The 17,759-nt window shown below is 64.4% G+C and carries 18 protein-coding genes, 1 tRNA gene and 1 pseudogene; 10 read left to right on the top strand and 10 right to left on the bottom strand.

All coding sequences use genetic code 11. The features are described 5' to 3' along the window. Window positions 1–38: 38 nt before the first annotated feature. Window positions 39–605 carry an elongation factor P gene (efp, locus tag QXZ85_RS20685; RefSeq protein ID WP_315767891.1) on the bottom strand — a complete coding sequence of 189 codons (567 nt, stop codon included), beginning with the start codon at window positions 603–605 and terminating at the stop codon, window positions 39–41. Window positions 606–743: 138 nt separating this feature from the next. Here efp and epmA point away from each other — a divergent pair, with 138 nt between their 5' ends. Genes epmA through QXZ85_RS20670 form a run of 3 tightly spaced genes read left to right on the top strand, consistent with a single transcriptional unit; the run spans window position 744 to window position 3,188 of the window. Continuing rightward, complete coding sequence (epmA, locus tag QXZ85_RS20680) at window positions 744–1,796, top strand: EF-P lysine aminoacylase EpmA (RefSeq protein WP_315767890.1); 1,053 nt, start codon at window positions 744–746, stop codon at window positions 1,794–1,796. Then, window positions 1,793–2,890: a lysine-2,3-aminomutase-like protein gene (locus QXZ85_RS20675; RefSeq protein WP_315767889.1), complete on the top strand. Its 1,098-nt coding sequence runs from the start codon at window positions 1,793–1,795 to the stop codon at window positions 2,888–2,890. The genes epmA and QXZ85_RS20675 overlap by 4 nt, the downstream gene beginning before the upstream one ends. A 22-nt stretch (window positions 2,891–2,912) precedes the next feature. Further along, the gene (locus tag QXZ85_RS20670) at window positions 2,913–3,188 is read left to right on the top strand and encodes a hypothetical protein (RefSeq protein WP_315703797.1); all 276 of its coding nucleotides are present in this window, start codon (window positions 2,913–2,915) and stop codon (window positions 3,186–3,188) included. A gap of 81 nt (window positions 3,189–3,269) precedes the next feature. On the opposite strand, the gene QXZ85_RS20665 is transcribed toward QXZ85_RS20670, so the two are convergent. Next, window positions 3,270–4,163 carry a LysR family transcriptional regulator gene (locus QXZ85_RS20665; RefSeq protein WP_315703798.1) on the bottom strand — a complete coding sequence of 298 codons (894 nt, stop codon included), beginning with the start codon at window positions 4,161–4,163 and terminating at the stop codon, window positions 3,270–3,272. 62 nt (window positions 4,164–4,225) lie between these two features. On the opposite strand from QXZ85_RS20665, the gene QXZ85_RS20660 reads away from it, so the two are divergent. Beyond that, window positions 4,226–5,551 (top strand): MFS transporter, encoded by a 1,326-nt coding sequence (locus QXZ85_RS20660; protein ID WP_315765328.1) that lies wholly within the window; start codon window positions 4,226–4,228, stop codon window positions 5,549–5,551. On the opposite strand, the gene QXZ85_RS20655 is transcribed toward QXZ85_RS20660, so the two are convergent. The 4 genes from QXZ85_RS20655 to QXZ85_RS20640 all read right to left on the bottom strand — a co-directional run bounded on the left by QXZ85_RS20655 (window position 5,548) and on the right by QXZ85_RS20640 (window position 9,298). Further along, a complete protein-coding gene (locus tag QXZ85_RS20655; protein WP_315703800.1) occupies window positions 5,548–6,633 on the bottom strand; it encodes a 3-deoxy-7-phosphoheptulonate synthase in 1,086 nt (361 codons plus the stop codon). The two genes, QXZ85_RS20660 and QXZ85_RS20655, sit on opposite strands and share 4 nt — an antisense overlap. A 237-nt stretch (window positions 6,634–6,870) precedes the next feature. Continuing rightward, on the bottom strand, window positions 6,871–7,449 hold the full coding sequence (locus QXZ85_RS20650) for an HdeD family acid-resistance protein (RefSeq protein WP_315703801.1): 579 nt from the start codon (window positions 7,447–7,449) through the stop codon (window positions 6,871–6,873). A 319-nt stretch (window positions 7,450–7,768) separates the two neighbouring features. Beyond that, window positions 7,769–8,776, bottom strand: coding sequence for a PrsW family intramembrane metalloprotease (locus QXZ85_RS20645; protein WP_315704277.1), 1,008 nt, complete (start codon window positions 8,774–8,776; stop codon window positions 7,769–7,771). A 267-nt stretch (window positions 8,777–9,043) separates the two neighbouring features. Then, window positions 9,044–9,298 (bottom strand): hypothetical protein, encoded by a 255-nt coding sequence (locus tag QXZ85_RS20640; RefSeq protein ID WP_315703802.1) that lies wholly within the window; start codon window positions 9,296–9,298, stop codon window positions 9,044–9,046. Between the two features lie 346 nt (window positions 9,299–9,644). Here QXZ85_RS20640 and hemA point away from each other — a divergent pair, with 346 nt between their 5' ends. Together hemA and QXZ85_RS20630 are read left to right on the top strand one after the other, a co-directional pair. Next, window positions 9,645–10,874 (top strand): 5-aminolevulinate synthase, encoded by a 1,230-nt coding sequence (gene hemA, locus QXZ85_RS20635; RefSeq protein ID WP_315767888.1) that lies wholly within the window; start codon window positions 9,645–9,647, stop codon window positions 10,872–10,874. A gap of 120 nt (window positions 10,875–10,994) precedes the next feature. Beyond that, on the top strand, window positions 10,995–11,573 hold the full coding sequence (locus tag QXZ85_RS20630; RefSeq protein WP_315703804.1) for a hemerythrin domain-containing protein: 579 nt from the start codon (window positions 10,995–10,997) through the stop codon (window positions 11,571–11,573). Between the two features lie 213 nt (window positions 11,574–11,786). Here the strand turns inward: QXZ85_RS20630 and QXZ85_RS20625 are convergent, their stop codons facing one another. Further along, on the bottom strand, window positions 11,787–12,539 hold the full coding sequence (locus QXZ85_RS20625; RefSeq protein WP_315703805.1) for a hypothetical protein: 753 nt from the start codon (window positions 12,537–12,539) through the stop codon (window positions 11,787–11,789). Window positions 12,540–12,757: 218 nt separating this feature from the next. Here QXZ85_RS20625 and QXZ85_RS20620 point away from each other — a divergent pair, with 218 nt between their 5' ends. Together QXZ85_RS20620 and QXZ85_RS20615 are read left to right on the top strand one after the other, a co-directional pair. Continuing rightward, window positions 12,758–13,090, top strand: a complete 333-nt coding sequence (locus QXZ85_RS20620; protein WP_315703806.1) for a Rieske 2Fe-2S domain-containing protein — start codon at window positions 12,758–12,760, stop codon at window positions 13,088–13,090. 216 nt (window positions 13,091–13,306) lie between these two features. Next, window positions 13,307–13,381 (top strand) — tRNA-Glu (locus QXZ85_RS20615). A gap of 11 nt (window positions 13,382–13,392) precedes the next feature. Here QXZ85_RS20615 and QXZ85_RS20610 read toward each other — a convergent pair. Continuing rightward, window positions 13,393–14,148 (bottom strand): PAN domain-containing protein, encoded by a 756-nt coding sequence (locus QXZ85_RS20610; RefSeq protein ID WP_315767887.1) that lies wholly within the window; start codon window positions 14,146–14,148, stop codon window positions 13,393–13,395. A gap of 223 nt (window positions 14,149–14,371) precedes the next feature. Beyond that, window positions 14,372–16,132 carry a hypothetical protein gene (locus QXZ85_RS20605; protein WP_315767886.1) on the bottom strand — a complete coding sequence of 587 codons (1,761 nt, stop codon included), beginning with the start codon at window positions 16,130–16,132 and terminating at the stop codon, window positions 14,372–14,374. A 374-nt stretch (window positions 16,133–16,506) separates the two neighbouring features. On the opposite strand from QXZ85_RS20605, the gene QXZ85_RS20600 reads away from it, so the two are divergent. Further along, window positions 16,507–16,761 carry a PilZ domain-containing protein gene (locus tag QXZ85_RS20600; protein WP_315704278.1) on the top strand — a complete coding sequence of 85 codons (255 nt, stop codon included), beginning with the start codon at window positions 16,507–16,509 and terminating at the stop codon, window positions 16,759–16,761. Window positions 16,762–16,810: 49 nt separating this feature from the next. Next, a complete protein-coding gene (locus QXZ85_RS20595) occupies window positions 16,811–17,089 on the top strand; it encodes a porin (protein WP_315767885.1) in 279 nt (92 codons plus the stop codon). Window positions 17,090–17,114: 25 nt separating this feature from the next. Here QXZ85_RS20595 and QXZ85_RS20590 read toward each other — a convergent pair. Then, window positions 17,115–17,757, bottom strand: a pseudogene (locus QXZ85_RS20590) (glutathione S-transferase family protein). Window positions 17,758–17,759 lie beyond the last annotated feature (2 nt).

Below are 17,759 nucleotides of genomic sequence, written 5' to 3'. Positions count from 1 at the left end.
GATCGCGCGTTTGCCTCCGCGGCGCTCCTCGGCCGAGGTCAGTCCTTGGCGCGCTCGCAGTAGGAGCCGTCCTCGGTCATGACCACGATGCGGGTGCCGACCGTGATGTGCGGCGGAACGCCGGTGCGGATGCCATTGGAGAGCACGGCAGGCTTGTACGACGATGATGCGGTCTGGCCCTTGGTGACGGGCTCGGTGTCGACCACCTCCAGCGTGACGCGCTGGGGCAGCGCGATCGAAACCGGCACCACGTCGTGCATCGACAGCTTGACGGTCATGTTCTCCTGGAGATAGGCCGCCTGCGCGCCGACCACGTCCTTCGGCACCTGGACCTGATCGTAGGTCTCCGGGTTCATGAAGTGGAAGCCGTCGGCATCTTCGTAAAGAAAGGTGAAGTTGCGCTCCTCGATGGTGACCTTCTCGACCTGGTCGGTGGTCTTGTAGCGTTCGGAGATCTTCACACCATCGCTGATTCGACGCATTTCGATCTGGCTGACCGGCGTGCCCTTGCCGGGATGGATGTTCTCGGCCGTCACGACGACGTAGAGCTTTCCATCTTGCTCAATGACGTTACCCTTGCGAATAGAGCTGGCGATGACTTTCAAAGCTGTTTTTCCTGATATTGGGGCCCGGCGCCGGGCAAGGCCGCGGTGCTTCGGGACGCGAGATGCGGTTTCGGGCCGCAACATACTGATTTTGGCCCGGGTTGCCAGTGTTTTGCGGACCGGTAGGGCCACCCTTTGATGGCCGGTCAGCCCCCGATCTCGCCCTGGTGGTCGGCCGGCCGGCACGCCGACAGGCGGCCGTTCCTGCTGGCGCGTGGCGCGGTCACTCGCGCCGTCAGGACCTGGTTCGAGGAGCAGGAATTTACCGAGGTCGAGACCGCCATCCTGCAGCTGTCGCCGGGCAACGAGACCCACCTGCATGCGCCGGCGACCGAGCTGACGGGGGAAGATGGCAGCCGGAGCAGGCGGTATCTGCGGACCTCGCCGGAATTCGCCTGCAAAAAGCTGCTGGCCGCCGGCGAAAGCCGGATATTCGAGTTCGCGCGGGTGTTCCGCGACCGCGAGCGCGGCGACCTGCACCTGCCGGAATTCACCATGCTGGAATGGTACCGGGCCAACGCCGCTTACGACGTGATCATGGCCGATACGGTCGCGGTGATCGTGCGTGCGGCGCAAACGACCGGGATCTCGCAGTTTGCTTTTCGGGGACGGAGCGCCGATCCGTTTGTCGCCCCGGAATTCCTGACCGTTGCGGCCGCCTTCCAGCGCTACGCTGGAATCGACCTGCTGGCCACGGTGACGTATGGCGAAGGGGATCGTGCGGCGCTCGCAGCAGCGGCCAGCGGCAAGATCCGGATCGCGGCCGACGACACCTGGTCGGATCTGTTCTCAAAGATCCTGGTCGAGCATGTCGAACCGCATCTGGGGCAAGGGCGTTTGACCGTGCTCTACGAATATCCGGCGCCCGAGTCGGCCTTGGCGCGGACGAAGCACGCCGATCCGCGCGTTGCCGAGCGTTTCGAGGTCTATGCCTGCGGGGTCGAACTCGCCAATGGGTTTGGCGAATTGACCGATGCCGTTGAGCAGCGGCGACGCTTCGAGGATTCGATGGAGGAGAAGGCCCGGCGCTACGGCGAGCGCTATCCGATCGACGAGGATTTTCTCGCTGCGGTCGGCGTGATGCCGCCGGCGAGCGGGGTGGCGCTCGGTTTCGATCGGCTGGCGATGCTGGCCACCGGCGCAGTCAGGATCGATCAGGTGGTATGGACTCCGCCCGCGGGTGAAGCATGAACCGAGTGCTACGGCCAAACACCTTGCGGACGGCCGCCGACCTCGTCGCGCACGGTTTCGTTGCGCCGGCAGACCAGGCCGTATTGGAGCAGGTCGGCGAGCGCTATGCGATCGCCGTGACGTCCCACCTGGCTGATCTGATCGAGCCGGGGAATGCCGCCGATCCGATCGCCCGCCAGTTTGTTCCGACACCGGACGAGCTGGTCGCCGCGCCTGGCGAACGCGCCGATCCGATCGGCGATGACGCGCATTCGCCGGTGCCCGGCATCGTGCACCGCTATCCCGATCGGGTGCTGCTGAAGCTGGTGCATGTCTGCGCGGTCTATTGCCGGTTCTGCTTCCGCCGCGAAATGGTCGGGCCCGGCAAGGAGAGCGGACTGTCGGATGCCGCCTACCGCGTAGCGCTCGACTACATCCGTGCCCACTCCGAGATCTGGGAGGTCATCCTCACCGGCGGCGATCCGTTGATGCTGTCGCCGCGCCGGCTCAAGGAAATCATGTCGGATCTGGCCGCGATCGATCACGTGAAGATCATCCGCATCCATACCCGTCTGCCGGTCGCCGAGCCTGCGCGGATCAGCGCCGCATTGGTCGAGGCCCTGAGGCCCGCCGGCGCGACGACCTGGGTTGCGCTCCATGCCAATCATCCGCGTGAATTGAGCGACGACGTCCGCGCCGCCTGCGCGCGGCTGATCGATGCGGGCATTCCGATGGTCAGCCAATCCGTGCTGCTGCGCGGCGTCAATGACGAGGCCGAAACTCTCGAAGCCTTGATGCGGGCCTTCGTTGAATGCCGCATCAAGCCCTATTACCTGCATCACGGTGACCTCGCCCCGGGGACTGCCCATTTGCGCACCACGCTTGCGCGAGGCCAGGAATTGATGCGGGCGTTGCGCGGTCGTGTCTCCGGACTGTGCCAGCCGGATTTTGTGCTCGACATTCCCGGCGGTTACGGCAAGGCGCCGGTCGGCCCGCAATATTTGGCGACAGATGATTCTGTTGAGCAGGATCATGAAGCGGCTGCGGATAGGCGCTATCGTGTGATTGACTATTGTGGCGAGGTGCATCTCTATCCACCCGATGAGGGCGTCTGATTTCCTGCTGAGGAGGAGCAACATGAAGGGATTTGCAATCGCGATGGGGCTCCTGATTGCGGTGGCGGCCGGGCCGGCTTTTGCGCAAGGTGGGGGCGGCAGCGGGGGAGCAGCCGGCAGCGGCTCGGGCCGCAGTGGCGGAGCCTCGAGCTCGCTTCCGGAAGCGCCAGTCGGCCATCGTCAACCGCGCGCCAGCGACTTCTCGAATGAGAAGGGCCTGAGCGATCCGAATCTTCCGGAGAATAAGGAAGACGCAGCGCTCGACAAGAAGCTCAAGAGCATCTGCCGCGGCTGCTGAGCGCATCCAGCGGGGCGCACGTCGGACGCGAGCCCACCGCAAAGTGATACGAACGTCAGAATCGGATACTAGCCGCGCCGTTCACCAGCGCTCCGCCGAGAAGCGGGCTGCGAGCGCGTCGATGAACAGGCGCGTCCGTGCCGGGAGATGCGGCACCGGTAGCCAGACGGCGCTGACCGGAACGGGCGGTGGTTCGAAATTGGTCAGCACGAGTTCGACTCGCCCATCATCGACCATGGCGCGGATTTGCCAATATGGCGCAAGGCCGATGCCAAGCCCGGCGGCGACCGCCGCGTTGCAGGCGGCTGCATCGTTGGCGGCGAACGCGCCACGGACGCGCACAGGGACGATTTCCCCGTTCGAGGTCAGAGGCCAGACATCCCCTTCAGGTCCAATCGTTCTGACCACGCATTGATGCCGTGCAAGGTCCGAAGGACTTGTCGGCCGTCCACGACGCTCGAGGTAGGCCGGTGTCGCGAACAGGACCCGGCGCAACTGCGCAAGGCCGCGTCGACGCAGTGCTGACGGCGACAGGTCGCCGATCCTGATGGCGAGATCGATGCGGTTTGCAACGAGATCGGAGAATTCGTCGCTGAGCTCCAGCTCGATGTCGACGCCGGGCCAGCGCTGCATGAAGGACGCGGCGGTCGGCACGACATAGGCTGGCGCGAATAGGACGGACGCGGCGATCCTCAATCTGCCCGTGACGATCTCGCCGTGTTGGGCGGCTTCATCGCGTGCGAGGTTGATCTCGGCAAGGGCTGCCTTGATGCGGTCGTGGAACGCCTGGCCTGCCACAGTGACCTGGGATCGGCGGGTGGTTCGTAGCAGCAGCGGCGTACCAAGCTCGCGCTCCAGCAGTGACAGGGATCTGCTGACCGTCTGCAGCGAGCGGCCTAAGGTCTTCGCGGCCCCCGTCAGGCTGCCGCGATCCACGATTGCAATGAAGGCAGTGTAGTCGTCGAGATCGGCCATAGCTCAACTCTTCCATCGGTTGGAAGAATATATCGCTTTCGCGACAGATTATCACAAATCGGATGGGCTGTACGCTGCTGCGGCATAGGCGCGCCGAGCGTCCGGCACGCGCATTCCATGGGGAGCTGAAAATGCCGTCCATTGTCCCGCCGGCTGAAAGCCAGCGGATATCGTCTGTCCTTCTAACCGCCCTCGCAGCCGCGGTCGGCCTGATCGTTCTGCCATTGTTTGCTGCGCAACCGCTGGTCGGTTTGATCGGGCCGAGCCTCGGTTTTCCGGTTGCGCTCGCCGGCCTGGCCCCGACACTGACCTCGCTCGGCTATGCCGTCGGGCTCGTCGTGCTCGTGCCCATGACCGATCTACTGGACAGTCGCCGGATGATCTTATGGACGTTGACCGCAGATGTATGCGCGATCGGCTGTGCCGCGGCGGCGCCGTCGGCTGGAATCTTCCTGTTTGCAGCCTTTGCTACCGGGGTTGCGACCAGCGTCATCCAGATGCTCATCCCGGTGGTCGCAGCGATCGCCCCGGCGCCGCTGCGTGGTCAGGCGATCGGAACGGTGATGAGTGGCCTGATGGTGGGCATTCTGCTATCGCGACCCAGCGCCAGCCTCCTGGCCGATCACTTCGGCTGGCGCATGGTCTATGCGATCGATGCTGTTATCATGATCGGGGTGACCTGCATGCTGCTCGCGGTGCTGCCCCGCCGCAGGACTGCGGCAAGCGCGACCTCGCTCGGCCTCGTTGCATCTTTGTGGACGGTTCTGCGCGATGAACCGGTGTTGCGGCGGCGCGCGGTCTACCAGGCGTTATGCATGGCCGCGTTTGGCAGCTTCTGGACTTCGATCGCATTACGTTTGGCGGCGCCGCCGTTTGATCTCAGCCAGACGGGCATCGCGGTTTTTGCATTGGCTGGTGCGGGAGGGGCGATCATCTCGCCGCTCGCAGGGCGAGCCGGCGACCGTGGACTCACGGGTGTTGCCACGCGCGTCGCGCACGCAGGGGCCGCCGGTGCACTCGTCCTTGCGGGTATTGCCGGAGCCGGATGGCTCGGGTTTGAACCGGGAACGTATCCTCTCACAGCGCTCGCACTGCTGGCGATCGCCGCCTTCGTGCTCGATCTCGGCGTGATTGGCGATCAGACGCTCGGGCGGCGGGAAATTAACCTGCTGCGTCCGGACGCGCGCGCTCGCATCAACGGATTGTTCACGGGCCTTTTCTTCGTCGGCAGCGCCGCCGGATCGGCGCTGTCTGGTCTTGCATGGACGGCCAGCGGATGGTCGGGCGTCTGCTTGCTGGGCGCATTTTTCGCCGCCGCCGCCTTCGTCATGGGCCTGCGCGAGCGGAACGCCTCGGCAGCGCCCCACCTAGCGCAGACCAGCCGCTAGGCCGAGCGTTCCTGCAAAGCGCCTTTGCACGTGGCGCGACGCGTGCTGACTGCGTCCGCCAGCTGATCGAGCACCTCGACGGTCGTGCTCCAATCGATGCAGCCATCCGTGATGCTCTGCCCGTAGACCAGCGGCACGCCGGGTTGGACGTCCTGGCGTCCGGCCACCAGGTTGCTTTCGATCATCACGCCCATGATGCGCTGCTCGCCTTCCATGATCTGCCGTGCAATGTCGGTGGCCACCGCCGGCTGATTTTCCGGCTTCTTGCCGGAGTTGGCGTGGCTGGTGTCGATCATCAGCCGCGGCGCAAGCCCGGAGTGGACCAGCTCATTTGCAGCCTGATCGACGCTTGCCGCGTCATAGTTCGGACCCTTGCCGCCGCGCAGAATGATATGGCAGTCGTCATTGCCGCTGGTGGCTGCGATTGCCGAACGGCCGCCCTTGGTCACCGCCATGAAGTGATGGGGATGGGAGGCCGATTTCACCGCATCCGTGGCGATGCGGATGTTGCCGTCGGTGCCGTTCTTGAAACCGACCGGGCAGGACAGGCCGGAGGCCAGCTCGCGGTGGATCTGGCTCTCGGTCGTGCGGGCGCCGATGGCGGCCCAGGAGACGAGGTCGGCGATGTATTGCGGGGTGGTCAGATCGAGGAATTCGGTCGCCGCCGGCAGGCCGACATTGTTGATGGCAGACAAGACGCTGCGCGCCAGCCTAAGCCCCTTGTTGATGTCGAAGCTGTTGTCGAGATCGGGATCGTTGATCAGGCCCTTCCAGCCCACCGTGGTCCGCGGCTTCTCGAAATAGACCCGCATGACGATCTCGAGCCGGTCCGACAGCCGTTCGCGTAAGGAGGTCAGGCGTTCGGCATAGTCGATCGCCGCAGCGGGATCATGGATCGAGCAGGGACCGACGATGACGAGCAGGCGGTCGTCGCTGCCGCTCAGGATCGCCCGGATGGCGTTTCGTGCGGCCATCACCACCCGCGTTGCGGTCAGCGTGCGCGGAATCTCGCCCATCACCTCATCGGGAGAGCTCAATTCCTTGATTTCTTTGATGCGAAGATCGTCAGTCGTACTCAGCACGGCGGGCTCCTTGTGTGACTTGCACGACCCGTCGGCAACAAAAAAGCCGCCAGGTCCTGGCGGCTGTTCGGATGGCTTGCTGCAATTTTCAGATTGAGCGCGATCCTCCCGCCGCCAGCGAGCTGTCGTAGCTAAAGTACCAAAAATAGATGGCGGCGACGGTGATCATGACTGGCTATATAGCCTCGGCCGCGCGACTTGTCATCCCCAAATCGCGCAGCCTGAATTGGACGCACCTCAAGCGCTGCGCGCCGCGAGCGCCATCGCGATCATCGAAATCCCGCCGAACAACAGGTTGATGCCGACCAGGAGACCGATGGCCCACAGGGCCGAGCCGGGCAGGCCCGTGATGATGATGCCTGCGATGACGATATCGACCAGGCCTGAGGCGAGCAGCCAGCCCCAGCGCGCGGACATTTCGCGCCGATGCTCCAGCGCATACATGATGGTGGCGACGCCCTCGGCCAGGAAATAGGCGCCGATCACGATCGTCAAGGTCAGCGTGCCCTCGACCGGCTCCGCGAGCAGGACGATGCCGGCGACGATCCCGAGCACCGCGGAGATCAATGACCACCAGAAGCCGGGCATGGCGCGCGCCCAGAAGGTCAGGGCGAGGCCGGCGACGCCCGATATCAGGAACATCCAGCCGAGGAAGATCGTCACCGCAAGGCTTGCCAAGGGCGGGACAATGATCGCCGCAAGGCCGAGGATTACGAGCAGAATGCCTTCGATCAGGAAGGCAACCCAATGCGCGTGCACCGCGGCGCTGATGTCCGATCTGAGCCGATCGGCTTGGGTATCGTGGGGAATGGTCATCTCAATGCTCCCAACGGTTGAAGTGCCTGTTGCCGCGATCAGACTCGCGTGCAGGACGTCTGATGCAGCTCTGACAATCATAGCCTGCACGCATCTTTTCTAGCCGGGCGACGTAAACATGAGTTGATCCGGCGCAAAGCGGGCCACCGCGACCGGTGGAGCGGATGTGAGCTTCGCTACCTGTCTGCCACGCCATCCGGGCGTGAACGCAAAATCAAAAGATCATCTAAGGTCAAGACGTTGATGGCAATTCTTCAACGCCGATATCGACAAAGTTGCCTCTCACATGGGATCGAAGGCGAATTTGGAATCGGAATTCCTAGGCCGTCGTCCGGATCCGATTCCGCCCGAAAATGTAAATCGCGGTCGTGACAACCAATAGAGCGATACCAAGAAGAATCGCGGTCAGGCCAAGCGGAACCAGCACCACGGCGACGTTGTGATCTGGGTTGAGCAGCCAATGGTGGAGCGAGGTCAGGACGAAGGCGAGACCGAAGAAGCCGGCGGCGCCGCCGACCAGGAGCAGCGCCCACATCCGCCTGAGCTGGCTCAGCCGCGCCCGCGCCAAATCGGTGTGCGGGCTGTGATGGTGCGCAACCCGACGCACCAGCCGGGCCGCAAGCCCGATCGAGGAGAAGCCGATCAGCAGGCTCACGCCCCCAAGCCAGATCCGGAGCACGGGATCGAGATCCGGATTCCGCTGCAGCATCAATAATGGAAAGTCGAATGCCGCATGCAGCGCGACTGGTGCGATCAGCACCAGGGCCCAACTGGACATCCGCGCCCAATCGCGATGGCGACGATGGGCGCCGAGGGCCGTTCCGGCGCGGGCGATCGCGAGATAGGCGCCGGCGATGACCCCGAGCGCACCGTGAAAGGGCACCGTCAGCACGCTGCGAAGCGCAGCGAGCGAGCGCCATATATCCGCGTGCTGCACCAGATAAGCGAGGTTTTCATAGGCGGCGAAGCCGAGGCCGACGGCCGCGCCATAAACCACGGTGTCCATCGCGTTGCCAAAGTGACGGCGGCGCGAGGAAATGGCGGCGATCACCAGGACCTTGACGATCTCCTCCGGCAAGGCGACGCCGGCCACCGAATGCAGCACCTGCGCGGCCCAGGGATTGTCGACCACGACGGCCATCTGGCGAAACGGCGCCCGGACCAGGCCCAGCAGGAGGACGCTGGCGGCGCCGAGCGCAAACGCGGTCCACACCCTGAGCGGCGGGCCGGGATGGTCGCCGGCGGCAACCACGAGCCACAAAATCAGCAGGGCAGGTGCAATCGCTGCCGTTCCAATGACGGTGGGTAAGGCTTCCAACAAATTCATCTGAGGTGGCAGATAGGCCATGTGATCCGGTCATCCAAGACGCAGGGGCGGAGCGTAGCGGCGGGTTCCACCCCACGGTTTGGATTTGACATCGGCTCTTGGCTACGGGGCAAGGCGTCGCACCGCAAAATGTGCCACGCCCGGTCTGCCGCCCCCAACCTCCCACCGTCCCTCCGAAATGCCCGGCTTGCTCGCGGCCAAATCTGTTCAGGACAGCGGCCATTGGCGCCGCGCGGTGCGCGCGCCAGCGATGTCCGGGCGTCTGGGTTAGCAGTCGCGGCAGATCCGCGTGGTGCGTGGGCTCACTCTGTCGCCGTCGCGGTTGGAGTCTGCGTCACGCCCGCTGGTTGCCGGCGGGTTCCAGGTATCCGGCCGCGCCGCGGTCGGAGCTTCGGCGGTTGCCGGCTTCTCCACGCAGCTGAGCCGTGGGGTGGGGTCGGCAACGCGCCGGCATTCCAGGCCTTCGGCAAAGGCGGCCTGACTGAATGCGCAGGCGACCAGCAGAGCAGTTAGGATCTTCATCAATGTCCTCGTGGTTTCCGGGTCTCGGACCCGGTGATGCGAAACCGTGACGGATCTGATAGCGGGGCGGATGTTGCGCCGAAACGGCGCATTTCTTTGGCCGAGCCATCCCCGATTTGAAATAATTTGGCCATCCCGGCGCCGATCTCCTGCCGATCATGATGGGCAGCGGTACAGCTTTCCCGGAAATTGCTGATCTGGATCAACGAAGTCCCCCCAGAACTGGGCTTCGATCCTGCCCCGCAGCAGTGCCCTCCAAGACGCTCCCACCCACCGATTTGCCTTGGTTGATTGCCTGACTGATTTGGCTCGGTACGGCCGAACAGGCCGAAGAACGGATCACATCATGGATTACGACGCCTATTTTGATCGCGCCCTTGGTCAGCTGCATCAGGAGCGCCGCTACCGGGTGTTTGCCGATCTCGAGCGCCTGGCCGGCCGCTTTCCCCATGCGATCTGGCATTCGCCGGAGGGCGAGCGCGACGTCGTGATCTGGTGCTCGAACGATTATCTCGGCATGGGCCAGCATCCCAAGGTCATCGGCGCCATGGTCGATGCGGCGACGCGGATGGGGACCGGCGCCGGCGGCACCCGCAACATCGCCGGCACCAACCATCCGCTGATCGAGCTCGAGCGGGAGCTCGCCGATCTCCACGGCAAGCAGGCCGCGCTGGTCTTCACCTCAGGCTATGTCTCCAACGAGACCGGCATCTCCACCATCGCCAAGCTGCTGCCGAACTGCCTGCTGCTGTCGGATTCGCTGAACCACAATTCCATGATCGAAGGCGTCCGCAAGGCCGGCACCGAGAAGCAGATCTGGCGGCACAACGACACGGCGCATCTGGAGCAGCTCTTGCGCGCCGCCGATCCGGATCGGCCCAAGCTGATCATCTGCGAAAGCCTGTATTCGATGGACGGCGACGTCGCGCCATTGCACCGGATCTGCGACCTCGCCGAGCGCTATGGCGCGCTGACCTATGTCGACGAGGTGCATGCGGTCGGCATGTACGGCCCGCGCGGCGGCGGCATCGCCGAGCGCGACGGTGCCATGGACCGGATCGACATCCTGGAGGGCACGCTGGCCAAGGCCTATGGCTGTCTCGGCGGCTATATCGCGGCCAATGCGAACCTGATCGACGCGGTGCGCTCCTATGCGCCGGGCTTCATCTTCACCACCGCGCTGCCGCCGCCGGTCTGCGCGGCGGCCACCGCCGCGATCCGTCACCTGAAGACCTCGCAATGGGAACGGCAGCGGCATCAGGATCGCGCCGCGCGGCTCAAGGCGGTGCTGCATGCGGCGGGCCTGCCGGTGATGCCGAGCGACACCCATATCGTCCCGGTTCATGTCGGCGATCCCGAAAAGTGCAAGCTGGCCTCCGACCTCTTGTTGTCGGAGCACGGCATCTACATCCAGCCGATCAACTATCCGACCGTGCCGCGCGGGCAGGAGCGGCTGCGCATCACGCCGTCGCCCTATCATGATGACGGCCTGATCGATGCGCTCGCCGAGGCGCTGGTCGATGTCTGGGAGCGTCTGGACCTGCAACGTACGGAGCAGGCGAGGGCAGCGGAGTGATCCGCCGCGCCAGCCTGGCTCCGATTGATCTGGCGCAATGCCGAAGGACTGTTCCGGCGTAGCTTCGGTTAGCGCGGGCTCGATCGTGCAAGACGAGCTCGCAGGCGGGCGAGGTCGGTCATGGCGAAGATCATCGACGCATTGCGGGACGAGCACCAGAATATCGAGACACTGCTTGGCGTGCTTGAGCATGAGCTCGAGTTGTTCGATCGTAATCAGCGGCCCGATTACGATATCCTGCAAAGCATCATCCAGTATTTCGAAGATTTTCCGCAGAGCTGTCATCATCCCAAGGAAGAGATGATCTTCGAAAAGCTGCGCGTGCGCGATCCGCGCGCCGCCGCGGCCTACGGCGATGTCGACGCCGAGCACGAGACCGAGGCCAGGCGGTTGCGCAAGTTTGCCGACGCGGTGAATGCGGTGCTGGCCGATCAGGAGGTCTTGCGCGAGACCTTCCATCTCGCCGTGCACGACTTCATCAAGAACCAGCGCGAGCACCTGAAGAGGGAAGAAGCTCTGCTGTTTCCGGCGGCGGCGAAGGCGCTCACGGCCGGCGATTGGGCCGACATCGATACCCACATGGCGAACAAGACAGATCCGCTATTCGGCGGCGCCGCGGAAGAGAAATTCCATAGCCTCGAACGCACCATCCTGCGCTGGGAGCAGGAAGCGGAAGAGGCGCGCGCTACGGTACGATAGGCACGCGTCGCGTGGCACTGGCTTGGTGTCGGCGTATCGTCGAGTGCAGGCGCGCATCCGCAATCATACGGAAGCGCGCATTAAGCTCCTGTTAACTAAATCAGGCTCACGCTGATTGGTATCCTGCGACGGAACCGGACAACCGGGAGCCGGCAGTCGCGACAAAGGGTCGGCGGCGTAGCGCCCGCCGGCCTTTTTGCTGAGCGTGCGAGCTCAATTCCGCCGGGCCAGCGAGCGCAGGAAGCCCTGATATTCTTCGTTGAGCTCCATGTCGACGGCAGGCGCCAGCTTCAAGAGCGCGTTGGCGATGAACGGCTGGTCGTTGCGCGGCTCATCGAGTACCTCGCGCAGCACCGGCACGTTGTCCTCGATGTGGTGCAGGAAGGCGACGCCTTTCTCCGCCGTCTCCGTCCAGCGGCCCCGCGTCCATTTCGCGAGCGGGTACATGATCTCGTGGATGAAGTTGGACTTGCGCGCCTTCTCGAAGAAGCGCAGGCCCGTGCTCCAGTTCTCCTTGGCGCGCAACGGCGGCGGCGGAATGTCGCCGAGCAGAAGCTTCTTGCCGGCCTGGCCCACGAAATCGTCCAGCGTCGTCGGCGCATCGATCGTTGTGCGGAAATGCCAGAGCGCGAAGGAGCCGGGGAAATCCTTGCCCATGCGCTCGAGCAGGGCTGTTTCGACCTTGTCGAGGGCCGGCTTGTCGCCTTTCAGCGCCGCCGTCATCGCGAACGCAAACAGCGCGTCATTGCCGACCTCGTGCACGCCGCCGCCCTTGAGCTGCGCCGCCGACAGCGCCGGCGTCTTGCCGTCGGCGGGGACTTCGGCCTCACCGGCGCGCTGCGCCTTGATGAAGGCCGTGATCTCCAGCCAGCCCATCAGGCTGGCGACGAAGGCGTCGGGATCGACGTGGACGATGGCGAGGTTGAGCGGCTCCTTGCGCTGTCTCAGCTCCGCCATATCGGTCATGACTTGCTCCGTCGCCGCATTGTCTCTGCTCGCACTGTCCGTGTCGGTTTCCCGACAGCACCAACGCGCGACGAAGACTCCTGCCGTGATGGCAGCAAGAAGGGTGCCAGCACCGCGGCGAAGACCTTTGCTTTTCCCGAGTGCCGCTTTTCCGGGCTCACGCTGCCGCGCATGGCCGGCATAGGATGACGCGCGGCATGCTCGATGGAAGGTTGTGAATGTTCACCCGCGTTTGCAAAGTCGACACGATCGACGAAGGCGGCATGCGCCTCGTCATCGCCGACGCTCAGCTCATCATCCTGGCCTGGCCTGATAACGGTGAGCTCAAGGCGTTCCAGGGCGTTTGTCCGCATACGGCCGCGCCGCTGGAGGAAGCTGGATTCGATGGCCGGGTGCTGAGCTGCCCGGTCCATAACTGGACCTGGGACGCCTCGACCGGCGCGCCGCTGCACCCGCAGGAAAGCGCGCTCGCGGAATATCCGGTGAAGGTCGAGGACGGGATCGTTTACATCGATACCATCGGGGTCACGCCGCTGTTTGCCGCCCGGTGAGCCTCGGAGGAACAGACTGCGCGTGGGATTCCCAACATCGGCTTGCCCGACCGGCGAAAGGACACTATACGTTCGGCCGCGCCGGGGCGGAATCGGATTGAAACCGCGGCCGGCGTCGCAATTTTTCGCCGCAACGCGTTGAATTGCCGAGGGTTTTACGGAACCTGGAGAACGATGACGTCGCGCGAGGATGCTCGTCGTGCCGTCCAGCGTTTTGCTCCCTTCGTCTATCGGTCAGGACGCCACCCTTTCACGGTGGAGAGAGCGGTTCGATTCCGCTAGGGAGCGCCATCTATTTCCTCCTAGTCCCTGGTCCCGGAATGGCAGCAGCTATCGCGGACCTGCACGCCCGCCGCACTCTTGAGCAGGCAGCTCTCGGCAGAGCCCGCTCCTGAACTGCCCGCCCGCCGCCAGGTCCACGCACGGCAGGCGGCCGTGTCCTGGCATAGCTGGCGGCAACGGCGCCAATCCTGGCCCGGGATCTCGCTGCGGCTGATATCGTGGCCGGGGAGGCGGATGCCTGGCAAGGGCGGCACCGGACAACTGATGTGGTAGCCGCTCGCGATGTCGACCCTGGTCGCGGGATTGATGTTTCCGCCATCGACCACGCAGCCGCGTTTCCCTTCGATGAACAGCACGAGGTCGACGTCCTGCGCGTAGTTCGTCGGGCTGGCCACGCAGAGGTCGGTATCAAGCCGTTCCGCCAGGTTCACGAAGGGGTAGTCACGGACTTCAAGGCTGCCGTGCGATTGGCAGGCAGAGGGTACCGCATCGACGTCGCGGGCATCCCAATGGGCGCGCACGCACGAGGTGATCGCGCGTCGCGCCTCCCGCCGAGCTTCATTGACTTGGTAATAATGCGTGACTGTGTTGCGCACCGACCACCGATAGGCTTTGCGCGCTGTGCTGGTGCCTGATGGACGCACCTCGAGAGTGGCGGTGCAACTTCGCGTGTAATCGGCCGCCGCCGGCCGAACGTCGGACATGGCGATGGTGGCGGCGGCGAGGGCCAGCAGCGACACCCGCTGCCACGCGAATGTTTTCGATCTCGGCGTCATTGAAGCTCGCCTCCACTCGAATGTCGCTTCTTAGCCCGGCCGGGCGCGCCCGCATTGAGAATGATCAAATCGCGCAAATGAGACGAGGCGCTGCGATCTCTGTCAGGGCAAGGGGCGGGTTAGCGTCGCGTAACCCGCCGGGATCATAAGCCGGGGCGCGCGGGCTACACGCGCCCCGGCTTCTTGCTGTCGAGCCTCTGTCCAAGAGCGCGGTGAGCCTTGGTCAGTGCGACATCGTTTCGAATGACGGCATTGTTGCCGCCCTGACGGCGCGGAAGAACGACGCCTGGCCGTGGACGGCGGCGTAGAGATTGAGGCGGCCCCAGCCGTCCCAGCTGTTCCCGTCGAGCAGGGCATAGCCGGCCGGCAGCGCGGTGTCGCGCAGGATCTCGCTGCGCTGCTCGTCCGTCATATAGGGGAAGCGCGTCAGCAGCAGCACCTGCGCCTGCACCGGCACGACTTCGGGCGCATGGATATGGCTCGCCAGCGCGAGCCCGTAGGTCATGCGGAAGGTGTAGCTCTTGGTGTCGTCGGCATCGATGTCGTCGTCGAACGCCTCGCGATCGCGATGCCGGTCCTCTCCGGCCTTCGCTTCGTTCTTCTCGATGCACCTCTCGACGCTGCTGGTGCCGCAGGATTGCGCCAGATATTTCTGGGTCTGGGTGTAGGCTTGGTGGATCGCGTAAGCGGCGGCATTGGCAGGATTGGTCCAATCGACCCGGTTGCCGTTCGCATCGTACAGCGCGTTGTAGATGTTGGTGGCGACGATCGCGGTGGCCTCGATGCGGCCGCCGATCACGTCGAGCGGCGAGTGCATGCCGGCGAGGATGCGGTTGTTGCCGAGATCGGCCGCGCGCGCCAAGAGGCTCGCATATTGCTGCGGCACCAGGAAGGCGAGGCCGAGCGCCTGGTTGTAGGCGAGGTTGGTGTGGCCGCTGATATAGGCACCATCGGCATAGGGATTGCTGCCGTTGATGATCTGCCAGAGCAGGGTGGGGACATTTACCGCGCTCGACAGCCGGTACGGCCGCGGCGCCGTGCCGATGCCCGGGACATAGTCGCCGACATTGAACGTCGTCGGGGTGAAATTGCCGGAAGCATCATAGGAGCCCACATTGGGGACTGCGATCGGCTTGCCGCCGTTGGCCGTCACCATGGCCTGCGTCACGGTGAAACCGCGGACCCAGTTGACAGTGGTGCCGTAGACAGGCGGGACGGAGAAATTGCTGAAATAGGTCGGCACCACGAATTGCGCCGTGTCGGCGGTGGTGAGGCCCGCCTTGTTGCTGGTGGCGCTGTAATTGCCGTAGCGCGCATCGAGCGGGCTGATTGCGCCTGCTGCGATCGAACCCGGATTGGTCACAGGCGCGGTCGAGCCCATATAGCGCTCGAATGTGCGCTTCGGCGGCTCGGTCGAGGCGTTGTTGCGGATGGTGTTGTTGAGGAAGTTCGCGGCCGCCGCCAACGGCGTCGCCGTGCCGTCTCCGAACGTCGCGAAGCCGATCGTGGCGCCGTTCAGGTAGTTGATGCCCTGGGCGGTCGGTGCATAGTCCTGCAGGGTGGTGGTCACGTAGGAGGTCGGGGTCAGCTTCGCCGGCGCCGTTCCCGTGGTGGACGACCCAATCCCGGTCATGAAAGAGGAGGTCAGCACGCCGAGGCCGTTCAGCACGCTGTAGGGCTGCGCGGTGCGATCGTCGTGGATGGCGGCGAGCGTCTGCGCCGGCGTCCGATTCCGCGTCATCCTGACCACGGTCGCGATGTTCTGATCCATCACACCCGCGCCATGCTTGAGCTGCGGGTTGTACTGCATCAGGTTGACGTAGGAATCGAGCAGATTGACGATCGTGGAGCCGACCGACGCGGTTGAGCTGTTGGTGAAGTTCACCGGCGGGGTGGTCGGAATGCTGCCGGCGTGCGCGGCAAACGGGACAAGCGCAGCTCCGAGAGCTGCATAATTCCAAAATTTCGACGATGCGGACGACATCCAAGAGCCCCAGGGATCAAGATTGCTGGGCCAATCCGGCCCATGCCGTTGCGGGCGGTCTTGCGATGATCCGGGATGCGAAAGACCGTCGCGGCTTCTTATCTGTCGATTTTAACTGTTTGGTAACAAGTCGGTCGGTGGCGCGGAAATCGCGAGGTTGTCGCCGGAAAAGCGCACATGTTCATTGCGGGAAAGACGTCGGGGCTACCACCGGCGCGCTATGCCCCCAACGTGCACGATGGTCCTGGTACGATTGTGCTGGCGCGATCGCTCTGGCACGGCCGCGGCCGGCTTAGCGATCTTTCTTTAGTCAAATCAACCCGATCTTAGGGGCTGCCGCGATAGCGCATCGCCCGTACGGAGGTCGATGCGAGATGGCTGCCCCCAAGAAGCGCGAAGCGCGGAAATCCATGAAGCAAGCTGCGTGGATCACGCTGGATGGTGGATTCGCCGTGCGACATTGCCTGGTGCAGAACATTTCAAGTGCCGGCGCCAAGATCACACTCGACGACGCGGTCGCCTTGCCCAACACCATTCGGCTGGCGTTTTCGCGCGATGCGCGCACCGGCCGGCTTTGCCAGGTGGTGTGGCGCCGAGGAGCCTCGGCTGGAGTCAAGTTCATCGGCTGAGGCGGCATGCGGGCTGGCGAAGCTCGGCTCGCACCGTTAAAACAGCCCGATGTTCAGATCGTTCATGCTCGTTGCGGTGCTCAGCCTGTCGTGGGCGACGACCGTGCTCGCGCAATCGCCGGGAGCCTCGTTGCTTGTGCCGAGCGCTCCGACGGCCAAAGCGGCGACAGCCAAAACTCCGCCGACGGTGAAGCCGATGCCCCGTGCCGGCATGAGCAATCCATGCACCGCCTATGGGCCAAGCTTTGCGAAGCTCCCCGGCACCGACACCTGCGTGAAGGTCGGCGGTGCCGCGAGCATCGAGGCCGGAAGTTCGCTCCGGCGCTGATCGTGGCGATGGCGCCGCTGCGCACTTACGAGAGCGGTGCTGCGACGTGCCGGATGAAGGCCGGCCGGGCCGGAGAGCGCCTGGTACCAGCGCGACAGGTGCGGCAGCTCCGGCTTCTCGATGCCTTCGAGCCCGAACCAGCGGCGTGCGAACGCGCCGAGCGCGATGTCGGCCAGCGTGAAGATCTCGGCCTCGACATAGCGTCGCGTCTCCAGATGCGCATCGAGGATTCGCCACAGCGCAGCGGCCTCGTCAGCGCCTTTCTGCAGCATCGCCATGTCGCGCTGTTCGGGCGGTGTGCGGATCAGTCCCCAGAACACCGGGCGCTCGACCGGCTGCACCGTCGAGAGCGTCCAGTCGAGCCACCGCTCCACGCTCGCGCGCTGCCGCGGCCGTTTCGGATAGATCGGCGCATCCGCGCCATAGGCCAGGCAGAGATAGCGCATGATCGCGTTGGATTCCCACAGCACGAAATCACCGTCCACCAGGGTGGGGATCCGTCCGTTCGGATTCATCGCGAGATAATCGGACTCGGTGTTGCGGCCGAACTGCATGCCGGCATCGATTCGGTCGTAAGCGAGGCCGAGCTCTGCGGTGCACCACAGCACCTTTTGAACGTTCACCGAATTCGGGCGGCCCCAGATCGTCGGTCGGCTTTCGTTCGGCATCG

This window comes from Bradyrhizobium sp. SZCCHNGR1005 (assembly GCF_032489995.1).
Taxonomy (GTDB): domain Bacteria; phylum Pseudomonadota; class Alphaproteobacteria; order Rhizobiales; family Xanthobacteraceae; genus Bradyrhizobium.
Note: the sequence above shows the minus strand (reverse complement) of the source record. Positions and strands in the feature narration are given on the sequence as shown.

What these genes read in the sequence shown, in the direction of transcription:
- hemA (WP_315767888.1), top strand. Translation starts at nt 9,645, where the DNA reads ATGGATTACGACGCCTATTTTGATCGCGCCCTTGGTCAGCTGCATCAG.
- QXZ85_RS20600 (WP_315704278.1), top strand. Translation starts at nt 16,507, where the DNA reads ATGGCTGCCCCCAAGAAGCGCGAAGCGCGGAAATCCATGAAGCAAGCT.
- QXZ85_RS20675 (WP_315767889.1), top strand. Translation starts at nt 1,793, where the DNA reads ATGAACCGAGTGCTACGGCCAAACACCTTGCGGACGGCCGCCGACCTC.
- QXZ85_RS20670 (WP_315703797.1), top strand. Translation starts at nt 2,913, where the DNA reads ATGAAGGGATTTGCAATCGCGATGGGGCTCCTGATTGCGGTGGCGGCC.
- QXZ85_RS20595 (WP_315767885.1), top strand. Translation starts at nt 16,811, where the DNA reads ATGTTCAGATCGTTCATGCTCGTTGCGGTGCTCAGCCTGTCGTGGGCG.
- epmA (WP_315767890.1), top strand. Translation starts at nt 744, where the DNA reads ATGGCCGGTCAGCCCCCGATCTCGCCCTGGTGGTCGGCCGGCCGGCAC.
- QXZ85_RS20625 (WP_315703805.1), bottom strand. Translation starts at nt 12,539, where the DNA reads ATGACCGATATGGCGGAGCTGAGACAGCGCAAGGAGCCGCTCAACCTC.
- QXZ85_RS20650 (WP_315703801.1), bottom strand. Translation starts at nt 7,449, where the DNA reads ATGACCATTCCCCACGATACCCAAGCCGATCGGCTCAGATCGGACATC.
- QXZ85_RS20660 (WP_315765328.1), top strand. Translation starts at nt 4,226, where the DNA reads ATGGGCTGTACGCTGCTGCGGCATAGGCGCGCCGAGCGTCCGGCACGC.
- QXZ85_RS20665 (WP_315703798.1), bottom strand. Translation starts at nt 4,163, where the DNA reads ATGGCCGATCTCGACGACTACACTGCCTTCATTGCAATCGTGGATCGC.
- QXZ85_RS20640 (WP_315703802.1), bottom strand. Translation starts at nt 9,298, where the DNA reads ATGAAGATCCTAACTGCTCTGCTGGTCGCCTGCGCATTCAGTCAGGCC.
- QXZ85_RS20605 (WP_315767886.1), bottom strand. Translation starts at nt 16,132, where the DNA reads ATGTCGTCCGCATCGTCGAAATTTTGGAATTATGCAGCTCTCGGAGCT.
- QXZ85_RS20620 (WP_315703806.1), top strand. Translation starts at nt 12,758, where the DNA reads ATGTTCACCCGCGTTTGCAAAGTCGACACGATCGACGAAGGCGGCATG.
- QXZ85_RS20630 (WP_315703804.1), top strand. Translation starts at nt 10,995, where the DNA reads ATGGCGAAGATCATCGACGCATTGCGGGACGAGCACCAGAATATCGAG.
- QXZ85_RS20645 (WP_315704277.1), bottom strand. Translation starts at nt 8,776, where the DNA reads ATGAATTTGTTGGAAGCCTTACCCACCGTCATTGGAACGGCAGCGATT.
- QXZ85_RS20610 (WP_315767887.1), bottom strand. Translation starts at nt 14,148, where the DNA reads ATGACGCCGAGATCGAAAACATTCGCGTGGCAGCGGGTGTCGCTGCTG.